The following is a 19901-nucleotide window of genomic DNA, read 5'->3' on the forward strand; positions in this document are numbered from 1 at the left end:
TCCAGGGCGCGACACTTCGCGCCTTTCATTCCCTGCAGACCGACAATGACCTTGGCTACCCGCTCCACCATCATGGACACCAACAGCTTTCGTGCCGAAGACGCCGCGGCGCTGGATGCGCAGGCAAAAGCACTGACGCAGAGGCGTGGGCGGCTGCTGGGCGATTCCTACCGGCTTTTCTATCGCCGGCCTGTTCATCTCGTCCGGGGTCAGGGGCAGTACCTCTGGGACGCACAGGGGCAGCAGTACCTGGATGTCTACAACAACGTGGCCAGCATCGGCCATTGCCATCCGGCGGTGACGGCGGCCGTGCACGAACAGATGCAGCAGCTCAACACCCACACGCGTTATCTGCACGAGGGCATCCTCGATTACACCGAGGCGCTGCTGGGCACGTTGCCGGCAGAGATCGACAAGGCCATGTACATGTGCACGGGCTCGGAGGCCAATGACCTGGCCATCCGTGTCGCACGGGCCGCTACCGGCGGCACGGGCATCGTGGTCAGCCGCGAGGCCTACCACGGCACCAGCGCGCTGAGCTCAGGCGTCTCGCCCGCGCTGGGGTCGGGTCAGCCGCTGGCTTCCACGACACGGCGGGTGCCGGCGCCCGATCGCTACCGCGTGGACGCGCCCGATCTGGGGGCGTGGCTGGTCGCCGAGATCCAGAAACAGATCGACGACCTGGCCGCGCACGGCATCCGCTTCGCGGCCTTCTTGGCCGATTCGATCTTTTCTTCGGATGGCGTGCTGCCCGGTCCGGCCGGTTACCTGAAACAGGCCGTGGACGTCGTGCATCGCAACGGCGGACTGTTCATCGCCGACGAAGTGCAGCCCGGCTTTGCCCGTACGGGCGAGGCTTTCTGGGGTTTTGCGCGCCATGGCGTCGTGCCCGATGTGGTGACCACGGGCAAGCCCATGGGCAATGGCATTCCGGTCTCGGGCCTGTTTGCGCGATCGGACGTGCTGGCCGCTTTCAGCGACAGCCTGCCCTACTTCAACACCTTCGGCGGCAACCCGGTGTCCATCGCTGCCGCGCAGGCGGTTCTGCGCGTGATCCACGAGGAAAAGCTGCAGGCGCACAGCTTGCACGTGGGCCGGCTGCTGCAGGCCGAACTGGCCCGCCTGGCGACGCGTCACTCCGGGGTGGGGGACGTGCGCGGGGCGGGCTTGTTCATCGGATTCGAGATCGTCGGCGATCCGCTGAGCCGGCAGCCCGACCGCGCCCGCGCGCTGGATGTCGTCGAGCACCTGCGCGAGCGCCGCGTGCTCACCTCGGTGGCCGGGCCGCATGGCAATGTGCTCAAGCTGCGCCCGCCGTTGGCTTTCCAGGCGCATGACATCGACTGGCTGGTCGGCGCGCTGGACGAGGCGCTGTCGCTCACGCAGCGCTAGGCCCCGCCTGGCCGCGCGGGGGCCGGCAAACCCCGTCGATGCGCTTCAGCGCAGGGCCTGAACCACCGCGTCGCCCATCTGCACGGTGCCCACGCGCGTGGTGCCTTCGCTGTAGATGTCGCCGGTGCGCAGGCCCTGGGACAGCACCTGCTGCACGGCACGTTCGATGCGGTCGGCGGCGGCTTCTTCACCCAGCGAGTAGCGCAGCATCATGGCGGCGCTGAGGATGGTCGCCAGGGGGTTGGCGACGCCCTTGCCGGCGATGTCGGGCGCACTGCCGTGGCTGGGTTCGTAGAGGCCCTGGCGCTGGCTGTTGAGCGAGGCCGAGGGCAGCATGCCGATGGAGCCGGTCAGCATGGCGGCTTCGTCCGAGAGGATGTCGCCGAACAGGTTGCCGGTGACGACGACGTCGAACTTCTTGGGTTCCTTGACGAGCTGCATGGCCGCGTTGTCGACGTACATGTGGTCGAGCGCGACGTCGGGGTAGTCCTTGGCGATCTCGATCACGACATCGCGCCAGAGCTGCGAGGTCTCGAGCACATTGGCCTTGTCCACGCTGGTGACGCGTTTGTTGCGCTTGCGTGCGGCTTCGAAGGCCACGCGGGCGATGCGTTCGATTTCCGGGCGCGAGTAGCGCATGGTGTCGAAGCCTTCGGGCGCACCGGGGAAATGACCGTCGGTGGCGGTGCGGCGGCCGCGCGGCTGGCCGAAGTAGATGTCGCCCGTCAGTTCACGGATGATGAGGATGTCCAGGCCGGCCACGAGTTCGGGCTTGAGGCTCGAGGCGTGCGTGAGCTGTTCGTAGCAGATCGCGGGGCGGAAGTTGGCAAAGAGACCGAGGTTCTTGCGCAGGCCCAGGATGGCCTGCTCGGGACGGAACTGGCGTTCGAGCTGGTCGTACTTCCAGTCGCCCACGGCGCCGAACAGCACGGCATCGGCCTGCTGCGCGAGCTTGAGGGTGGACTCGGGCAGCGGGTGGCCGTGTGCATCGAAGGCGGCACCGCCGACCAGGGCCTGTTCGAGCTCAAGCGACAGGTCGAGTGTCTGGAGAACCTTGACGGCCTCGGCGACGATTTCGGTTCCGATGCCATCTCCAGGCAGGACGGCGATCTTGTGTGTTTTGCTCATGGTGTTGCGGCACGGGGCCGGATTGACAGCGAAGACAGGGGAAAAAACGAGACAGGGGCCGGCAGCCCCGAGGCGCTGCCGGCCGGGTTCAGCCTTGCATGGTGTGGGCGAGCCAGGGCTTGGTGGCCAGCCGGTTGGCTTCGTAGGCCTTGATCTTTTCGGAATGGCGCAGGGTCAGGCCGATGTCGTCGAAGCCGTTGAGCAGGCAGTAACGGCGGAACGCGATCACGTCGAAGGGGATCTCTTCGCCCTGCGGCTTGACGATGACCTGGCGCTCGAGGTCGATCGTCAGTTGGTAGCCCGGGAACGCATACAGCTCGTCGAACAGCTGGGCCACCGTGGCTTCCGGCAGCACGATGGGCAGCAGGCCGTTCTTGAAGCTGTTGTTGAAGAAGATGTCGGCGAAGCTGGGCGCGATGATGCAGCGAAAGCCGTACTGGTCGAGTGCCCAGGGCGCATGCTCGCGGCTGGAGCCGCAGCCGAAGTTCTTGCGTGCCAGCAGGACGGAGGCGCCCTGATAACGGGCCTGGTTGAGCGTGAAGTCGGGGTTGGGCTTGCGGCTGTCCGGGTCCTGGCCGGGGTAGCCCGGATCGAGGTAACGCCACTCGTCGAACAGGTTCACGCCGAAGCCCGTCTTCTTGATGGACTTGAGGAACTGCTTGGGAATGATGGCGTCGGTGTCGACGTTCTCGCGGTCCATGGGCGCCACGAGGCCTTGGTGGATGGTGAATTGTTTCATGATGCAGGTGTCCGTTCGGTGCAGGCTCAGGCGAACTGGCGGATGTCGACAAAGTGGCCGTGCACGGCCGCGGCGGCCGCCATGGCCGGGCTCACGAGGTGGGTGCGGCCGCCGGCGCCTTGCCGGCCTTCGAAGTTGCGGTTGCTGGTCGAGGCGCAGCGCTCGCCCGGTTCCAGACGGTCGGCGTTCATGGCCAGGCACATCGAGCAGCCGGGTTCACGCCATTCGAAACCGGCAGCCTTGAAGATGAGGTCGAGGCCTTCGCGCTCGGCCTGTTCCTTGACCAGGCCCGAGCCGGGCACGACCATCGCGAGCTTGACGTTCTTGGCCACGCGTTGGCCCAGTTTCTTGACCACGGCGGCGGCCTCGCGCATGTCCTCGATGCGGCTGTTGGTGCACGAACCGATGAACACCTTGTCGACGTGGATGTCGGCCAGCGGCTTGCCGGGCTGGAGGTTCATGTAGGTCAGCGCGCGCTCGATGGCGTTGCGCTTGTTGGGATCCTTTTCCTTGTCGGGATCGGGCACCACGGCATCGACGGCCAGCACCATCTCGGGCGAGGTGCCCCAGGTGACCTGCGGCAGGATCAGGGCGGCATCGAGCTCCACCACGGCGTCGAAGTGCGCATCGGCGTCGGTGTGCAGCGTTTTCCAGTAGGCCACGGCGTGATCCCACTCGAGGCCGCGCGGCGCCAGAGGACGGCCCTTCACGTAGTCGATGGTCTTCTGGTCGACCGCCACCAGGCCCGCGCGTGCACCGCCTTCGATGGCCATGTTGCAGACCGTCATGCGGCCTTCCATCGACAGCGCGCGTATGGCCGATCCGGCGAACTCGATGGTGTAGCCCGTGCCGCCGGCCGTGCCGATCTTGCCGATGATGGCCAGCACGATGTCCTTGGCGCCGCAGCCGCGCGGCAGCGTGCCCTCGACCTTGATCAGCATGTTCTTGGCCTTCTTGGCCAGCAGGGTCTGCGTGGCCATGACGTGCTCGACCTCGCTGGTGCCGATGCCGTGGGCCAGTGCGCCGAACGCGCCGTGCGTGGAGGTGTGAGAGTCACCGCAGACCACCGTCATGCCGGGCAGCGTGGCGCCGTTTTCCGGGCCGATGACATGCACGATGCCCTGGCGCTTGGACATGAACGGAAAGAACGCGGCCGCACCCACCGAGGCGATGTTTTTGTCGAGCGTGGTGATCTGTTCCTTGGACACCGGATCGGTGATGCCGTCGTAGCCGTGCTCCCAGCCGGTGGTCGGCGTGTTGTGGTCGGCGGTGGCGACGATGGAGCTCACGCGCCAGACCTTGCGGCCGGTCTCGCGCAGGCCTTCGAAGGCCTGGGGGCTGGTGACCTCGTGCACCAGATGCCGGTCGATGTAGAGCACGGCCGTGCCGTCTTCTTCGGTGTGGACGACGTGTTCGTCCCAGATCTTGTCGTAAAGCGTGCGTCCCATGGTGCGGTCCTTGTTGTGTGGGGTCGTGGGGAGAGAAAGGAGAAAGAACTAGGCCTGCGGCAGCAGCGCCGCGCCGGCCGAAGGCGACGGTGCAGGCTGGCGTGAAGCCTGGGACGCGGCGGCTTTGCCGGCCGGCGGCGTGACGGTGTCGCTGGCCGGCAGGCGGTCGTGGTCGTGGCGTGCGGCGGCGCTCAGGTGATCGACCAGCATGCGGGCCGGTGTGGGCAGGGTGCCGAAATCACGGGCCACCATACGCAGTTCGCGCGCGGCCCAGGCGTCGTTGAGGCGGATGGCGTGCAACTGTCCCACGCCCTGCATCAGCGCAAATGCGCGATCGGGCAGCAGGCCGATGCCCATGCCGTTGTCGATCATGCGGCACATCGCATCGAGCCCGGTGACCTGGATGCGGAGCTTGAGCGGCCGGCCTGCGCGAACGGCCGCCTGCTGCATGGCCAGGCTGATGCTGCTGCCCGCATGCAGGCCGATGATGTCGTGCTCGAGCACGTCGTGGAAGTCGATGTCGGTGCGCGATGCCAGCGCGTGCGAGGCCGGCACGATGAGCATCAGCCGGTCGTGCCCGTAGGGCAGGCTCTGCAGGCCGCCTGCGCTGCCGCCCGCATAGCAGATGCCGATGTCGGCAGCGCCTTCGGCCACCGCATGCAGCACGTCGGCGCTGAGGTGCTCTTCGAGGTCGATCTTGATGCCGTCGTGCCGGCGGATGAAGTCGCCGAGGTCTTCCGGCAGGAATTCGACGATGGCCGAGATGTTGGCGTGGACCCGCACGTGGCCCCGCACGCCGTCGGTGTACTCGTCGAGCTCGCTTTGCATCTTCTCGAGACCGAACAGCACGGTGCGTGCATGGTGCAGAAGGCTTTCGCCGGCGGGCGTCAAACGGACGCCGCGACTGTGGCGGTAGAGCAGGGTGGTGCCGGTGGCGGCTTCGAGGTCGCTCAGGCGCTTGCTGACCGCCGATGCGGCGATGAATTCACGCTCGGCGGCCCGCCCGATGCTGCCCAGCTCGCACACCGCGACGAACAGCTGCAGCGACATGAGGTCGATGCGGCGGACGAAACTGCGGTCGGACGATTTCATGGGGGCTTTACCTTGCCTGGAGGCGGTTGTTTTCTTGTTTTGAGATGGATGAAGGTATTTTGCCTGGTTAATAGTGCGCTTGCCATCGTGCCAGGAGATGTCTGGGATGCTGTTGTGTGACTTCGCGATTCGGTACAGCGATTCAGCCCGATCCAATTGAATAGTGCACTATTCAATCGCTAACTATGTTAACATTTGTGTGTTTTGAAGAAGGTGCATGTACCGCAGCCGAAAACACCCCACTAATATCCGACACCGGATATTTGGATGCGCGATGCTCCGGTTGCTGCTCGGTTTTGGCCGGGCTCGCAATTCACTCTTTGACGCGGTCGGCTGCCGGAGGGGGTCGTCCTGTTGTCGCTTAGCTCTCATCTGTCCCTCTGATTAGGAAGATATCCATGTCCATCGAAAAAGTTCTGTACGTTGCTCAAGCCACTGCCACCGGCGGTCGCGAAGGCCAGGCTCAAACCTCCGACAAGCGTCTGACGGTCACCCTGAGCACCCCCAAGGAACTGGGCGGCGCCGGCGGTGAAGGCACCAACCCCGAGCAACTGTTCGCTGCAGGCTATTCGGCTTGTTTCCTGGGCGCGCTGAAGTTCGTGGCCGGCCGCGAGAAGGTGGCGCTGTCGGCCGAGACCTCGGTCTCCGGCCAAGTCGGCATCGGTGCCATTCCCACCGGTTTCGGCATCGAAGTCGAACTGACCGTCTCCGTGCCCGGCGTGGACCGCGAAGTCGCACAGAAGCTGGTCGATGCGGCCCACATCGTGTGCCCGTACTCCAACGCCACCCGCGGCAACATCGACGTCACCATCAAGCTGGCCTGACGATGCGACGGCGTGTCGCGGGTCCGCCGAGACCGCGACGGCACGCCGAGGCATGAGCCGGCGGGGCACGGACTCTGTGTCCTGCCGCGCGTGAGCCGTTGCGCCCCTGCCTGCCCGACGGCCTGCACTTCCTTGTGCAGGCCGTTTTTGTTTGGGGCGAGGTGTCGGCACCTGCCTACAGGCTGCGGGCCGTGTTGCCGATAGGTGGAGAAGCGCCGCGAGGGCGATACTGAAATCGAGGGCTCACGTTTCACCGGTCAGGCTGTTCGATCAGGCCAAGGTGAACGCCCGGGTGGCGGCCACGCCGCCGTTCCTGTGCGTTCCTGGCTCGTGGCTGTCGTTGCTTGGCTGTTCATGCTGGAGACACCATGGCACGACAGAAAAAAATACATCAGACACGCCGCTTCCGCTGGATTCTGTTCTTGGCCCTGGTGCTGGGACTGATCGCGTGGTCGTTCACCATCCCCTGGAAACTCAATGTGCTGCGCGGCACCATCGAGCAGCGCGTGCAGGCTGCGACCGGACGCGCGCTGAAGATCGAAGGCGACATCTGGTGGCATTGGGGTTGGCACCGCGCCTGGTTCGAGGTCAATGGCCTGCGGTTTGCCAATCCCGACTGGACGGGGCGGCCCGACATGCTCACCGCCGAACAGGTTCAGGCCTGGATTTCATTGAGGCCGCTGCTGAGCCGGCGGGTCGACATCCCCGAGGTCCGTGTGCTCAAGCCCGACCTGTGGCTGGAGACGTCGAAGACCGACCAGCGCAACTGGTATCTCGATACCCAGCAGAGCGACGGCGAATCGGCGGTGCAACTGGGCCGGGTGATGCTGGATCAGGGGCGTCTGCATTTTGTGCAGAAGCACCTGCAGACCGATGTGCAGGTCGACTTGCAGACCTTGATGGTGCCCGTCAACGAGCTGAAGACGGCCGATGCAAAGTCGGCGGATGCGGCAGCGGCTGGCCAGAACGCCAAGCCGGTGGCGCCGTCGGCCGAAAAGACCGGTGAGGCCAGCGGGGCTCCAGCGCTGTCGCGTATCCGCGCCACGGCCAAGGGCACGTGGCATGGCCTGCCGCTCCAGGCGCAGGCCGAGGGCGACGATGTGCTCAAGCTGGCGGCCATGACCGAGCCCTATCGGCTGGATGTGTCGGCCACGGTGGGACGCACCCGGGTGTCGGCTGCCGGCACGCTGGCGCCTCTGGCCGGCCCGACCTCTGCCGATCTGCGGGTTTCGGTGCAAGGCCAGTCGTTGGGCGAGTGGTATCGCATCGTGGGCGTCGGCCTGCCCGACAGCCCGCCGTACCGCACGTCCGGCCGGGTGAGGCTGAACGACAAGATCTGGCGTTACGAAGAATTCAAGAGCCAGGTGGGCAGCAGCGATCTCGGCGGCAGCCTGGCCTACGAGCCCAGCGAAGTGCATGGACAGCGCCCCCTGATCCGGGGTCAATTGATTTCGCAGCGGCTCGACTTGAAGGACCTCGGCCCGGTCATCGGGCTCACCCCGACCCCTTCGACATCGACCCCGCCGCCGAGCAGCGAAAAGGAAAAACCCAAGACGGCGGGCGCGACGGGGCGCAGCGCGGGCAAGATCCTGCCGCAGCAGAAATTCAGCTCCGAGAAGTGGGACACGCTCGATGCCGACATCAAGTTCGAGGGCCGAGCCATTCGCAATGTGGGCGAGTGGCCGATCGACGACCTCAACCTCCACGTCAAGCTCGACAACAAGCGGCTGACGCTGGATCCTTTCTCGCTGGGCGTGGCGGGCGGTGCGCTGTCGGGCAGTTTCTCCATCGATGGCCGCGAGACCCGCATGCCAGCGGCCGCACGCATCAACATCCGCCGCATGCAGCTTGCCCGTCTGCTGCCGCAGGTGCGCGACACCGACAAGGCGGCACTGGGGTCGGTCAATGGCCGCATTGCGCTCGATGGCCGGGGCGAGTCGTTTGCCGAGATGCTCGGCACGGCCAACGGCGAAGTCCAACTGGCCATGGGGCGCGGGTCGGTCAGCAATCTGTTGCTCGAAGTGGTGGGGCTGGACATCTCGCAGTCGCTGGGCCTGCTGGTGCGGGGCGATCGCAATGTCGAGATCCAGTGCGCCCTGATCGATACCGGCTGGAAAGACGGGTTGTTGAGCACCCGCGCGGCGGTCTTCGATACCAAGGACACGGTGATCCAGGTGACCGGCGGGGCCAACTTCAAGCAGGAAAGCCTGGATCTGGCGATCAAGCCGGTGGCCAAGGATCCCAGCCTGCTGTCGCTGCGGGTGCCGTTCTACGTGAAAGGCAGCTTCAGCGATCCCAGCATCTCGCCGGACAAGGGCCGCCTGCTGCTGCGCGGCGGCGGCGCCATCCTGCTGGGGCTGATCAACCCGCTGGCGGCGATCATCCCCCTGATCGAGACCGGACCGGGGCAGGACAGCGATTGCGGCGCGCTGCTCAAGCGGGTGCGCAGCGACGGCGTGCCGGTCAGCGATCGGAAGCCGGCGGCAGGCCAGGGCACGGGCCGCTGACGCGCAGGCCGGGTCCTTCTTCGCCGCGATGCCGGCTGGATGCCGGCCTGGGTCGCCTCAGCCGGCCTTCAGCATGCCGCGCTGTTCGATGAAGGCCACGACTTCGGCCAGGCCCGACTGGGTCTTGAGATTGGTCATGACGAAGGGGCGCGTGCCGCGCATGCGGCGGGTGTCGGATTCCATGATGTCGAGGTTGGCCCCCACATAGGGCGCGAGATCGGTCTTGTTGATGACGAACAGGTCGCTCTTGGTGATGCCGGGGCCGCCTTTGCGCGGGATCTTCTCGCCGGCGGCGACGTCGATCACATAGATCGTGAGGTCGCTGAGCTCGGGGCTGAAGGTGGCGGCCAGGTTGTCGCCGCCGGACTCGATGAAGACCACGTCGGCATCGGGAAACTGGCCCAGCATGCGGTCGATGGCTTCGAGATTGATCGAGGCGTCTTCGCGGATGGCGGTGTGCGGGCAGCCGCCGGTCTCCACGCCCATGATGCGCTCGGCCGGCAGTGCGCCGCTGACGGTCAGCAGGCGCTGGTCTTCCTTGGTGTAGATGTCGTTGGTGATGGCGACGAGGTCGTACTGCTGGCGCATGGCCTTGCACAGCATTTCGAGCAGCGTGGTCTTGCCGGAGCCGACGGGGCCGCCGATGCCGACGCGCAGCGGGGGCAGGGTCTTGGTGCGGTTGGGAATATGGTGGAGAGCGGAAGCGGCGGTCATGATCGGAAGAGTCGTGAGTACTGGTTTTCATGCTGCGCCGAGAGAATCGCGAGCATGGGTGAAAAGGATTGGCGGCTGTCGTCGTCCACGCGCAGGGCCTGGGCCACGGTGCGCGGCATGTCGGCCGCCAGAGCGGCCAGGATGCGCTGGCCGGCACTCTGGCCCAGCGGCACGGCCTTGACGGCTGCGGCCACCATGTTCTCGGCCCAGCCGAAAAGATAGGACAGGCCGACATCGCCCGGGCTGGCGGCGGTGCGCGCCGCAGCGAACGCATAGGCAATGGGATAGGTCGCATCGAGGCCCTGGAAGGCCTGCACCGTGTCGGCGTGGTGCAGCTTGAGCCACTCGACGAACGATCGGCCCATCTGCTCGCTCTGCAGGCGCAACTCGCTGGTTTCACGGGTCTGCTGCACCCAGGCATTGAGCGCGTGGACACGGGCCGTGTCCCGGTTGCGCCAGGCCGACAGGGCCTGCAGCATGACGGGCAGGTCGCTGCGTGCCACGCTGAGCTGCATCTGCCCGGCGATCCAGTCCTTGGCGGTCGATTCGCCGTTGACGCCGGCCCACTCGACGGCGGCCTCCAGCCCCTCGGAATACGAGAATCCGCCGATGGGCAGGGCCGGCGAGGCCAGCCAGATCAGTTGCAGCAGGCTGTGGGCATCGCGGCCGGCTGGGGTGTCGATCCCGTTGGCTGCCGACGCGGCAACGGACAGGGCCGAAGCGGACGGCGCTGCGGATGTGCCGCCGATCGCGCTGCCGGCGGCGCTGTCAGTGGCGATGGCCATGGTCGTGCCGGTGGTCATGGGGGTGATCGGCGTCGTGATCGTGTTTGCAGTGCTCGTCGTGGACATGCGGCGCGGCGTCCTGCGGGTGCCCGTGGTCATGAGCGTGGTCATGGCCGTGACCGTGCCCATGTTCATGTTCATGTTCATGCGCGTGCGAATGGCCATGGCCATGGCCGCCATGAGACGAATAGGCTCCGCCCTCCGGCTCGAAAGCCTCGGTGGATGACCGCACGATGAGGTGCATGGCACGCAGCATGTCGGCCAGCACGTGGTCGGGCTCGATCTTCAGGTGAGTGGGTGTCAGCTCGATCTGCACATGGCGGTTGCCGAGGTGATAGGCCGCACGCACCAGGTCGAAGGGTGTGCCGTGGCTGCTGCAGGGCGTGATCACCAGCACGGGCTGGGGGGCCGCGGCGACGCGGATCAGCGAGCCGTCTTCGGCCACCAGGACGTCGCCTCCGCGTACGGCGGTGCCGCGCGGCAGGAAGATGCCCAGGGCCCGGCCCAGGGAGTCGGTCGCATCGAAACGGCTTTTCTGGCGCACATCCCAGTCGAGTTCGACCGTGGCGGCACGCTTGAGCAGGACGGGAGCCAGGCCGTGGCCCTGGGGCAGGAGTTTGTTGACTTTGATCAGTTGGGTCATGGCGTGATGCAAGGGCGGGGCAACGGGATGCAGGCCCGTGACCGGGCCATCCGCTACGATACAGCGATCGGGGCTGCCGTGCCTGGCAGGCCGGTCTGTGAACAGGAGAGTTTATCCATGGCTTTAGGGTCAGCTTGTCGTCGCGCCCTGCGCTGGGGTGCCGGGGTGGGGGTGCTGTGCCTGGCGGGGCTGCCGCTGCTGCCGGCCAACGCGCAGGCTCCGGCTCGTGCAGCCGCGACGGCGTGTGCCGATGCGGCAACGCAGTCCGCGCTCAATCGCTGCGCCGCGGACGCGCACCGTGCGGCCGACCAGGAACTCAACCGCCTCTACCAGGACATGCGCGCGCGTCTCAAGGGCCAGTCGAGTGCCTTGATGCGCCTGTCGCGCACCCAGAAGTCCTGGCTGGTGTTCCGGGACGCCGAATGCGGTTTTGCCGCATCCGGCGTGGCCGGCGGCAGTGCCGAGCCCATGGTCACCGCGCAATGCCTGGCACGGCTCACGCAGTCGCGCAATGCCGACTTCAAGGCCTACCTGGCCTGCCCGGAGGGCGACCTGAGCTGCCCCTTGCCGCCCGCGCGCTGACATGCCCGTGCTTCCTAGAAGAGGAAGTAGCGCTGTGCCAGCGGCAGCACGGTCGCCGGCTCGCAGGTGAGCAGTATGCCGTCGGCCCGCACGGCATAGGTCTGCGGATCGACTTCCATCTTGGGCACGTAGCCGTTGTGGATGAGATCCTGTTTGCGCACCTGCCGGATGCCGCGAACGGCGCTGAGCGTCTTCGACAGTCCGTAGCGCTCGCCGACGCCCGCCGCCAGGCCGGCTTGCGAGACGAAGGTGAGCGAGCCCCGCGCCAGTGCGCCGCCATAGCTGCCGAACATCGGGCGGTAGTGCACGGGCTGCGGCGTGGGAATCGAGGCGTTCGGGTCGCCCATCGCCGCCATGGCGATGCAGCCGCCCTTGACGATCATGGCCGGCTTGACGCCGAAGAAGGCCGGTTTCCAGATCACGATGTCGGCCCATTTGCCCACTTCGAGACTGCCGATCTCGTGGCTCATGCCATGCGCGATCGCCGGGTTGATGGTGTATTTGGCGACGTATCGCTTGACGCGGAAGTTGTCGTTGCGCGCGCTGTCTTCGGGCAAGGTGCCGCGCTGGGCCTTCATCTTGTGCGCCGTCTGCCAGGTGCGCAGGATGACTTCGCCGACCCGCCCCATGGCCTGGCTGTCGCTGCTCATCATGCTGATGGCGCCGAGGTCGTGCAGGATGTCTTCGGCGGCGATGGTCTCTTTGCGGATGCGGCTTTCGGCGAAGGCCAGGTCCTCGGCGATGCCGGCATCGAGGTGGTGGCAGACCATCAGCATGTCGACGTGTTCGTCGAGCGTGTTGACGGTGTAGGGCATGGTGGGATTGGTCGACGACGGCAGGAAGTTGGACTCGCCCACCACGCGCAGGATGTCCGGGGCATGACCGCCGCCCGCGCCTTCGGTGTGGAAGGCGCACAGCACGCGGCCCTTGGTCGCCGCCATGGTGTCTTCGACGAAGCCCGATTCGTTGAGGGTGTCGGAGTGGATGGCGACCTGGGTGTCGGTGAGGTCGGCCACATCCAGGCAGTTGCTGATGGCCGCGGGCGTGGTGCCCCAGTCCTCGTGCAGCTTGAGTCCGACGACGCCGGCCTCTATCTGCTCGTGCAGCGCCTCGGGCTGGCTGGCATTGCCTTTGCCCAGAAAACCCAGGTTCATGGGAAAAGCGTCGGCGGCCTGCATCATGCGCTCGATGTGCCAGGGGCCGGGCGTGCAGGTGGTGGCCAGCGTGCCGGTGGCCGGGCCGGTGCCGCCGCCCAGCATGGTGGTCACGCCCGAGGCCAGTGCCTCCTCGATCTGCTGCGGGCAGATGAAGTGGATGTGGCTGTCGATGCCGCCGGCCGTGACGATGTTGCCTTCGCAACTGATGATTTCGGTGCCGGGCCCGATGACGATGTCGACGCCGGGCTGGGTGTCGGGGTTGCCGGCCTTGCCGATGGCGGCGATGCGGCCGTCCTTCAGGCCGATGTCGGCCTTGACGATGCCCCAGTGGTCGAGGATGAGGGCGTTGGTCAGCACGGTGTCCATGGCGCCCGCGGCACGGGTGCGCTGGCTTTGGGCCATGCCGTCACGGATGGTCTTGCCGCCGCCGAATTTCACTTCCTCGCCGTAGCTGCCGGCGGCCAGCGTGTAGTCCTTCTCGACTTCGACGATGAGGCCGGTGTCGGCCAGGCGAACGCGGTCGCCGGTGGTCGGGCCGAAGATTTCCGCGTAGGCGCGTCGTCCCATGGTCGCCATCAGAGTGCTCCTTGGATCTGGCCACGAAAGCCGTGCACGACCCGGGCACCGCCCAGGTCGACGAGTTCGACGGTGCGCTGCTGGCCGGGCTCGAAACGCACGGCGGTGCCCGAGGCGATGTTCAGGCGCATGCCGCGCGCGGCGCCGCGGTCGAAATCCAGCGCCGCATTGGTTTCGGCGAAGTGGTAGTGCGAGCCGACCTGGATGGGGCGGTCGGATGCGTTGCGGACGATCAGCGTGATGCTGCGTCGGCCGGTGTTGAGGGCGTGGTCGGGCCCGTCGACGAAGATTTCTCCTGGAATCATGGCGGTGTGTCCTCAGGCCATCTGGGCCAGCATGACCGTGCCCAGGGCGGCGACGGCGAGACCGGCGGCGCGCGGCACCAGCGCATGGCCCTGGCGCAGGCTCCATCCGATCGCGACGCCGCACAGGTGCAGCACCAGCGTGGCGCAGAGCATGCCGGCCAGCGTGGAGAAGGCGCCGGCTTCGCCCGCGAGCTCGTAGCCGTGGGCCACGCCGTGGAAGACGGCAAAGAGGCCGACCAGCGCGGCCGAGGCCAGCGCGGGCAGATGCACGCGGCTGGCGGCCAGCAGGCCGATCACCAGCAGCGATGCGGCGATCATCGGTTCGACGGCGGGAATGGCCAGGCCCTGCAGGCCCAGCACGGCGCCGACGAGCAGCATGCCGGCAAAGCCCAGCGGGGCCCACAGCAGATCGGGCCAGGCACGGCTGGCCGACAGGGCGCTCCACAGGCCGACCGCGAGCATGGCGGCCAGGTGGTCGAGTCCGGTGACGGGGTGCATGAAGCCCATGGCGAAGCCGGGGTGGTGGTGACCGTCGACACCGACGTGGGCGCTGGCCAAGGCCGGCAGCAGGCCCAGGGCGGCGGCGGCCAGAACGGCGGCCGTGCGGGTGGCGGCGTGCGAAACGAAACGGGAGGCGGGTGGGGTAGAGCGCGTGTCGGTCATGTTGGATTCGCTAATTTGGTGCATTGAACGTGAAAGCAGGCAGGTGTCATGCAATGGGTTGGTGCACGGTCACCAATTTGGTGCCGTCGGGGAAGGTCGCCTCGATCTGGATATCGGAAATCATCTCGGGCACGCCTTCCATCACGTCGTCGCGCGTGAGCAGCAGGCGGCCGGTGCTCATGAGCTCGGCCACGCTGCGGCCGTCGCGGGCGCCTTCCATGACAGCCGCGCTGATGTAGGCGATGGCTTCGGGGTAGTTGAGCTTGAGGCCTCGGGCCTTGCGGCGTTCGGCCAGGAGGGCTGCGGTGAAGATGAGCAGCTTGTCTTTTTCGCGAGGAGTGAGTTCCATATTGAAATCCGTAGCGGAATACGTGCCAGTTTTCCGGCGATGCGCGATCCTGGTGCGCAAGCGTATACAAAAGTCACATGGGGTGTCCAGACCGTAGACGGGCATACGCCTTGCAAGCAGTCCCGGCATGCAATTCCCGCCTTCCTCGTCGTCCGCGGAGCGGCTCGAGTCGGCGGCTGCTTCGCCCGACCTGCCGGTTCCTTCCGCAAGCCCTGCCGCCGTGCAGCGGGTCATCCAGATTCGCCGCGACTACAACAACTGGGTCGCCCAGGAGACGATGGAAGACTATGCGTTGCGCTTCACGCCGCGCAGTTTTCGCAAGTGGTCGGGTTTCCGGGTCGCCAACACGGCTTTCGGCGCCGCGTCCTTTCTTGTGCTCGAGGCGGTGGGGGCGACCCTGCTGGTCCAGGTGGGCTTCGTCAACGCCTTCTGGGCGATCCTGGTCACGGGGCTGGTGATCTTCCTGGCCGGCCTGCCCATCAGCTATTACGCCGCGCGCTACGGGCTGGACATGGACCTGCTCACGCGGGGGGCGGGTTTCGGCTACATCGGCTCGACGTTGACGTCGCTCATCTACGCGACCTTCACCTTCATCTTCTTTGCGCTGGAGGCGGCCATCATGGCCTACGCGCTGGAGCTGGCCTTCGATATTCCGCCGGCGCTGGGCTACCTGCTGTGCGCCCTGGTGGTGATACCGCTGGTGATCTACGGGGTGACCACGATCAGCCGCCTGCAGATGCTGACCCAACCGATCTGGCTGGTGCTGCTGGTGCTGCCGTTCGTGTACGTGTTGCACGAGAACCCCGGACTGGTGGGCGAATGGATGACGTACGCGGGTGCGCAGGGCGATTCGGCGGGCTTCGACCTGCTGAAGTTCGGCTCGGCCATGACCGTGGGCATCGCGCTGATCACGCAGATGGGGGAGCAGGCCGATTACCTGCGGTTCATGCCCGAGCGCAAGCCCGGCCAGGGCCTGCGCTGGTGGGCCAGCGTGGTGGCCGGCGGCCCGGGCTGGGTGGTGCTGGGCGTGCTGAAGATGCTGGGGGGGGCGCTGCTGGCCTATCTGGCGATCCGCCATGCCGTGCCGCTCGAGCGCGCGGTCGATCCCAACCAGATGTACCTGGCCGCCTACGAGTACGTCTTTCCCACGGTGGGCTGGGCCGTCATCGCCACCACGGTGTTCGTGGTGGTCTCTCAGCTCAAGATCAACGTGACCAATGCCTATGCGGGCTCGCTGGCCTGGTCGAACTTCTTTGCACGGCTCACCCACAGCCATCCCGGGCGCGTGGTCTGGATGATCTTCAACATCCTGATCGCGCTGAGCCTCATGGAGCTCAATGTGTTCCAGTCGCTCGGCACGGTGCTGGGCCTGTACGCCAACATCGCCATCGCGTGGATGATGGCGGTGGTGGCCGATCTGGTGATCAACAAGCCGCTGGGGCTGTCGCCGCGCGGCATCGAGTTCAAGCGCGCGCATCTCTACGACATCAACCCGGTTGGGGTGGGCGCCATGGTGCTGGCCTCGCTGGCCTCGATCTGTGCCTACCTGGGCCTGCTGGGCGCCATGGCGCAGGCGTTTTCCGCGCTGCTGGCGATGGTGACGGCCTTCGTGGCCTCGCCCGTGATCGCCTGGGCGACGCGCGGCCGCTACTACTTGGCGCATCGCAACGTGACCACGCTGACGGCCCAGCCCGTGCAGGGGGCGGCGCGCCGGTCGGATGCCGCCACGCATGAGTTCCACCGCGCACGCGGGCACGCCGGGGCGGCGGCTTCGGTGGCCTGGCTGGCCGTGGCCGAAAGCCCGCCCGTGGTGGGGGCGGTGCTGCGCTGCACGGTCTGCCAGCGCGAGTACGAGGCCGAGGACATGACGTATTGCCCGGCCTATGTGGGCAACATCTGCTCGCTGTGCTGCTCGCTGGACGCCCGCTGCCACGACCAGTGCAAGCCCGATGCGCGGCTGGCCGTGCAGTGGCGCAGCGTGAGCCAGGCCGTGCTGCCGCGCTCGTGGTGGCCTTATCTCGAGACCGGCCTGGGGCATTTCCTGCTGCTGATGGCCGTCGTCACGCCTTTGCTGGCCGCACTGCTGGCGATGATCTACACCCACGAAGCCCAGTTGCTGGGGCCCTTGTCGGACCCGCGCGTGGCGCTGGCCTTGCGCATGGGGTATGTGAAGGCCTATGCGGCGTTGCTGCTGCTGTCGGGCATCGTGGCCTGGTGGCTGGTGCTCACGCACAAGAGCCGGCAGGTCGCCCAAGAGGAATCGAACCGCCAGACCCAACTGCTGGTGCAGGAAATCGAATCCCATCGCCGCACCGACGAGGCGTTGCAGCAGGCCCGCCAGGTGGCCGAGCAGGCACGGCACCACGCCGAGCTGGCCAACGAGGCCAAGACCCGTTATGTGTCGGCGATCAGCCACGAGCTGCGCACGCCGCTCAACAGCATCCTGGGTTATGCGCAACTGCTGGACGACGACGCCACCATTCCGGCCAATCGCCGCCCGGCGGTGGCGACCATTCGCCGCAGCGGCGATCACCTGCTGTCGCTGATCGAAGGCACGCTGGATGTGGCACGCATCGAGAGCGGCAAGCTGACGCTCGACATGAAACCCATGCGGTTTCGCGAAGGCATGCGGGAGATCGCCGACATGTTCGAGCTCCAGGCCAGCAGCAAGGGCCTGGCGTTCGTCAGCGAGATCGGCGGTTACCTGCCCGAGGTGGTGCGGGCCGACGAGAAACGGGTGCGGCAGATCGTCATCAACGTGCTGGGAAATGCGGTCAAGTTCACGCGGCAGGGGCGGGTGGTGTTCCGGGTGCAGTATGCGCGCGAGATGGCGGTGCTCGAGATCGAGGATACCGGTCCGGGCATGGATGCGGGGGAACTGGCCAGCGTCTTCGAACCGTTTGCGCGCGGCTCCGCCAGCGGTGGCGGCAGCGGTCTGGGGCTGACCATCAGCAAGATGCTGACGGAGCTGATGGGCGGCGAGATGACGGCGCGCAGCACGCCGAATGTGGGCACGGTGTTCCGCATCCGTCTGTTTCTTCCGGAGATGCAGGCGATGCGGGTCGGACCGGTGCCGGTGCGGCCGCCGCGTGTGGGTTACGAAGGGGCACGCCAGACGATATGGGTGGTGGACAACGAGCAGGACGACCGCGACCTGCTGGTCAGCGCATTGGCGCCCATGGGGTTCGAGGTGCGTCAGTTCGGCTCGGGCACCGAGGCCCTGGCCCAGTGGCGCATCGTGCAGGGGTCGGCTGCCATGCCGCATGCCGTTTTCATGGATCTGGCGATGCCGGGCATCGACGGCTGGACCACGCTGTCGATGATGCAGGACGAGGGTCTGTCCGGGGTGCCGGTGGCCATCGTGTCGGCCAATGCCTTCGAGAAGGGCTCGGACAACGAGGTGGGGATCACCGAAGCCGATTTCCTGCTCAAGCCGGTGCGCATCCACGACATTCTGGACTGGCTGGGCAAGCGCCTGGCGCTGCGCTGGCGCGTGGCTGCCGCGCCGGCGCGCGATGCGGGCGACATTTCGGATCGTCGAACACGCCGTGCCGGCGCGACGGTCGGAACGGCATCCGCACTCGAATCCGCCTCCGTATCGGCAGCGATGGGGCAACCCGGCGAGCCCGTCCGCAAGGACACCCCGCCGGGGTGGCCCCCGGCCCTGCAGCCCGCACTGGCCGCCGTGGTCGATGCGGCCTCGATCGGTTATCCGCGCGGTGTGCAGGCTGCGCTCGACGAAGTGCTGCGGCTGCAGGGGGCGCAGGCCGCCTGGGTGGAACGCCTGAGGGAGCTCACGCGCCGTTTCCAGTTCGACGAGGTCGAGCAACTGAGCCAGGCCGCCCTGGCCGCTGCGCAGGCTAGACAGGTCTTGGCCGTTCTTCCGGCCGACATCGGCGATGATGCCGGTCTGGGCGGATCGCGCCCGTCCCTGGAGAACCGCAAGTGAATGAGGAGAGCAGGACACTGGACCGCAGTGCGTCGGACATCGTGCTCATCGTCGACGACATGCCCGACAACCTGTCGTTCCTGCACGATGCGCTGGATGAAGCCGGCTACACCGTGCTGGTGGCGACCAACGGCGCCTCGGCGCTGACGCGGGCTGCGCAGCTCCTGCCCGACGTGATCCTGCTCGATGCGCTCATGCCCGGCATGGACGGCTTCGAGGTGGCACGCCAGCTCAAGGCGCTGCCCGAGACCAGCGGCATTCCCATCATCTTCATGACCGGGTTGACCGAGACCGAGCATGTGGTGGCTGCCTTCGCGGCCGGCGGCGTGGACTACGTCACCAAACCGATACGACCTCAGGAGGTGCTGGCCCGCATGGCGGCCCACATGCGCGGTGCACGCCAGGCCGGCCACGCCCGCAACGCGCTCGACGCCTTTGGCCATGCCACGGTGGTGGTCCGGGCGGTGGACGGGCGGCTGGTGTGGCAGACGCCCTTGGCCCGGCAACTGCTCGAGCGCTACTTCGCGGATCTGCAGCCGCAGACCCAGTTCGCCACGCCCGCCATTCAAGCCTGGTTGCGGCGCGAGATCGCTTCCACGCAACGCGGCGCCGAGCCGGTCAACCTGGTGCAGGCCCTGGCGCCCGGGCAGGGCGAGGGCCGGCTGATCCTGGCCCTGCATCAGCAGACCGAAGAGGACGAATGGCTGCTGGTGCTGCGGGAATCTTCGGATGCCGCGCGCATCGAGGCGCTGGCCCAGACCCTCAAGCTGACCGCCAAGGAAGCCGAGGTGCTGTACTGGGTGGTCAAGGGCAAGACCAACCGCGACATCGGCGACATCCTGGGCTGCAGCGCGGCCACCGTGAAAAAGCACCTGGAACACATCTACGCCAAGCTCGGGGTCGAGACCCGGACGGCGGCGGCGGGCGTGGCGGTCAACCGGGTTGCAGGCCTGGCGCAGCCGTAGCGGCGACGGCGCCGACGAGGATCGGGTTCACGGTTGTGTCATCTTGATGACATGGAAGAGGGCGACACTGGCCGTCCCCATTC

At 66.9% G+C, this 19901-nt stretch carries 17 protein-coding genes; 6 read left to right on the top strand and 11 right to left on the bottom strand.

Annotation, left to right across the window (positions count from 1 at the left end):
* Positions 1-51 precede the first annotated feature (51 nt).
* Positions 52-1392, top strand: coding sequence for an aspartate aminotransferase family protein (locus EC845_RS11830; protein WP_123298465.1), 1341 nt, complete (start codon positions 52-54; stop codon positions 1390-1392).
* Between the two features lie 45 nt (positions 1393-1437).
* On the opposite strand, the gene leuB is transcribed toward EC845_RS11830, so the two are convergent.
* From leuB to EC845_RS11850, 4 genes are all read right to left on the bottom strand, one after another.
* Positions 1438-2520: a 3-isopropylmalate dehydrogenase gene (leuB, locus tag EC845_RS11835; RefSeq protein WP_123298302.1), complete on the bottom strand. Its 1083-nt coding sequence runs from the start codon at positions 2518-2520 to the stop codon at positions 1438-1440.
* Between the two features lie 88 nt (positions 2521-2608).
* Positions 2609-3259, bottom strand: a complete 651-nt coding sequence (gene leuD / locus EC845_RS11840; RefSeq protein ID WP_123298303.1) for a 3-isopropylmalate dehydratase small subunit — start codon at positions 3257-3259, stop codon at positions 2609-2611.
* Between the two features lie 26 nt (positions 3260-3285).
* Entirely contained in the window at positions 3286-4707 is a 1422-nt protein-coding gene (gene leuC, locus EC845_RS11845) for a 3-isopropylmalate dehydratase large subunit (protein ID WP_123298304.1), read from the bottom strand.
* 48 nt (positions 4708-4755) lie between these two features.
* On the bottom strand, positions 4756-5799 hold the full coding sequence (locus tag EC845_RS11850) for a LysR family transcriptional regulator (RefSeq protein WP_123298305.1): 1044 nt from the start codon (positions 5797-5799) through the stop codon (positions 4756-4758).
* Between the two features lie 398 nt (positions 5800-6197).
* On the opposite strand from EC845_RS11850, the gene EC845_RS11855 reads away from it, so the two are divergent.
* Together EC845_RS11855 and EC845_RS11860 are read left to right on the top strand one after the other, a co-directional pair.
* The gene (locus EC845_RS11855) at positions 6198-6623 is read left to right on the top strand and encodes an organic hydroperoxide resistance protein (RefSeq protein ID WP_123298306.1); all 426 of its coding nucleotides are present in this window, start codon (positions 6198-6200) and stop codon (positions 6621-6623) included.
* A gap of 368 nt (positions 6624-6991) precedes the next feature.
* A complete protein-coding gene (locus EC845_RS11860) occupies positions 6992-9130 on the top strand; it encodes an AsmA family protein (RefSeq protein ID WP_123298307.1) in 2139 nt (712 codons plus the stop codon).
* Between the two features lie 57 nt (positions 9131-9187).
* Here the strand turns inward: EC845_RS11860 and ureG are convergent, their stop codons facing one another.
* Genes ureG through ureE form a run of 3 tightly spaced genes read right to left on the bottom strand, consistent with a single transcriptional unit; the run spans position 9188 to position 11263 of the window.
* On the bottom strand, positions 9188-9844 hold the full coding sequence (gene ureG, locus EC845_RS11865) for an urease accessory protein UreG (protein WP_123298308.1): 657 nt from the start codon (positions 9842-9844) through the stop codon (positions 9188-9190).
* A complete protein-coding gene (locus tag EC845_RS11870) occupies positions 9841-10629 on the bottom strand; it encodes an urease accessory protein UreF (protein WP_123298466.1) in 789 nt (262 codons plus the stop codon). Before EC845_RS11870 ends, ureG begins: the two co-directional genes overlap by 4 nt.
* Positions 10613-11263 (bottom strand): urease accessory protein UreE, encoded by a 651-nt coding sequence (gene ureE / locus EC845_RS11875; protein ID WP_123298467.1) that lies wholly within the window; start codon positions 11261-11263, stop codon positions 10613-10615. The genes EC845_RS11870 and ureE overlap by 17 nt, the downstream gene beginning before the upstream one ends.
* Positions 11264-11389: 126 nt before the next feature.
* On the opposite strand from ureE, the gene EC845_RS11880 reads away from it, so the two are divergent.
* Complete coding sequence (locus tag EC845_RS11880) at positions 11390-11854, top strand: lysozyme inhibitor LprI family protein (RefSeq protein WP_158615685.1); 465 nt, start codon at positions 11390-11392, stop codon at positions 11852-11854.
* Between the two features lie 14 nt (positions 11855-11868).
* On the opposite strand, the gene ureC is transcribed toward EC845_RS11880, so the two are convergent.
* Genes ureC through ureA form a run of 4 tightly spaced genes read right to left on the bottom strand, consistent with a single transcriptional unit; the run spans position 11869 to position 14904 of the window.
* Complete coding sequence (gene ureC / locus EC845_RS11885) at positions 11869-13587, bottom strand: urease subunit alpha (protein WP_123298310.1); 1719 nt, start codon at positions 13585-13587, stop codon at positions 11869-11871.
* Complete coding sequence (locus EC845_RS11890) at positions 13587-13892, bottom strand: urease subunit beta (RefSeq protein ID WP_123298311.1); 306 nt, start codon at positions 13890-13892, stop codon at positions 13587-13589. Before EC845_RS11890 ends, ureC begins: the two co-directional genes overlap by 1 nt.
* A gap of 12 nt (positions 13893-13904) precedes the next feature.
* Positions 13905-14555 carry a HupE/UreJ family protein gene (locus EC845_RS11895; RefSeq protein ID WP_123298312.1) on the bottom strand — a complete coding sequence of 217 codons (651 nt, stop codon included), beginning with the start codon at positions 14553-14555 and terminating at the stop codon, positions 13905-13907.
* A 46-nt stretch (positions 14556-14601) separates the two neighbouring features.
* Positions 14602-14904, bottom strand: a complete 303-nt coding sequence (gene ureA, locus EC845_RS11900) for an urease subunit gamma (RefSeq protein WP_123298313.1) — start codon at positions 14902-14904, stop codon at positions 14602-14604.
* A gap of 127 nt (positions 14905-15031) precedes the next feature.
* Here ureA and EC845_RS11905 point away from each other — a divergent pair, with 127 nt between their 5' ends.
* Both EC845_RS11905 and EC845_RS11910 read left to right on the top strand, forming a co-directional pair.
* On the top strand, positions 15032-18853 hold the full coding sequence (locus tag EC845_RS11905; RefSeq protein WP_123298314.1) for an ATP-binding protein: 3822 nt from the start codon (positions 15032-15034) through the stop codon (positions 18851-18853).
* A complete protein-coding gene (locus EC845_RS11910) occupies positions 18850-19818 on the top strand; it encodes a response regulator transcription factor (protein WP_233598038.1) in 969 nt (322 codons plus the stop codon). Before EC845_RS11905 ends, EC845_RS11910 begins: the two co-directional genes overlap by 4 nt.
* The last annotated feature ends 83 nt before the right edge of the window (positions 19819-19901 follow it).

The sequence above is a fragment of the Comamonas sp. BIGb0124 genome, assembly GCF_003752175.1.
GTDB lineage: Bacteria > Pseudomonadota > Gammaproteobacteria > Burkholderiales > Burkholderiaceae_C > Comamonas_F.

Coding starts and splice junctions, on each gene's coding strand:
- leuC (WP_123298304.1), bottom strand. CDS start 4,707: ATGGGACGCACGCTTTACGACAAGATCTGGGACGAACACGTCGTCCAC.
- EC845_RS11880 (WP_158615685.1), top strand. CDS start 11,390: ATGGCTTTAGGGTCAGCTTGTCGTCGCGCCCTGCGCTGGGGTGCCGGG.
- ureC (WP_123298310.1), bottom strand. CDS start 13,587: ATGGCGACCATGGGACGACGCGCCTACGCGGAAATCTTCGGCCCGACC.
- leuD (WP_123298303.1), bottom strand. CDS start 3,259: ATGAAACAATTCACCATCCACCAAGGCCTCGTGGCGCCCATGGACCGC.
- EC845_RS11890 (WP_123298311.1), bottom strand. CDS start 13,892: ATGATTCCAGGAGAAATCTTCGTCGACGGGCCCGACCACGCCCTCAAC.
- ureA (WP_123298313.1), bottom strand. CDS start 14,904: ATGGAACTCACTCCTCGCGAAAAAGACAAGCTGCTCATCTTCACCGCA.
- EC845_RS11855 (WP_123298306.1), top strand. CDS start 6,198: ATGTCCATCGAAAAAGTTCTGTACGTTGCTCAAGCCACTGCCACCGGC.
- EC845_RS11895 (WP_123298312.1), bottom strand. CDS start 14,555: ATGACCGACACGCGCTCTACCCCACCCGCCTCCCGTTTCGTTTCGCAC.
- EC845_RS11860 (WP_123298307.1), top strand. CDS start 6,992: ATGGCACGACAGAAAAAAATACATCAGACACGCCGCTTCCGCTGGATT.
- EC845_RS11905 (WP_123298314.1), top strand. CDS start 15,032: ATGCAATTCCCGCCTTCCTCGTCGTCCGCGGAGCGGCTCGAGTCGGCG.
- EC845_RS11870 (WP_123298466.1), bottom strand. CDS start 10,629: ATGGCCATCGCCACTGACAGCGCCGCCGGCAGCGCGATCGGCGGCACA.
- leuB (WP_123298302.1), bottom strand. CDS start 2,520: ATGAGCAAAACACACAAGATCGCCGTCCTGCCTGGAGATGGCATCGGA.
- ureG (WP_123298308.1), bottom strand. CDS start 9,844: ATGACCGCCGCTTCCGCTCTCCACCATATTCCCAACCGCACCAAGACC.
- EC845_RS11850 (WP_123298305.1), bottom strand. CDS start 5,799: ATGAAATCGTCCGACCGCAGTTTCGTCCGCCGCATCGACCTCATGTCG.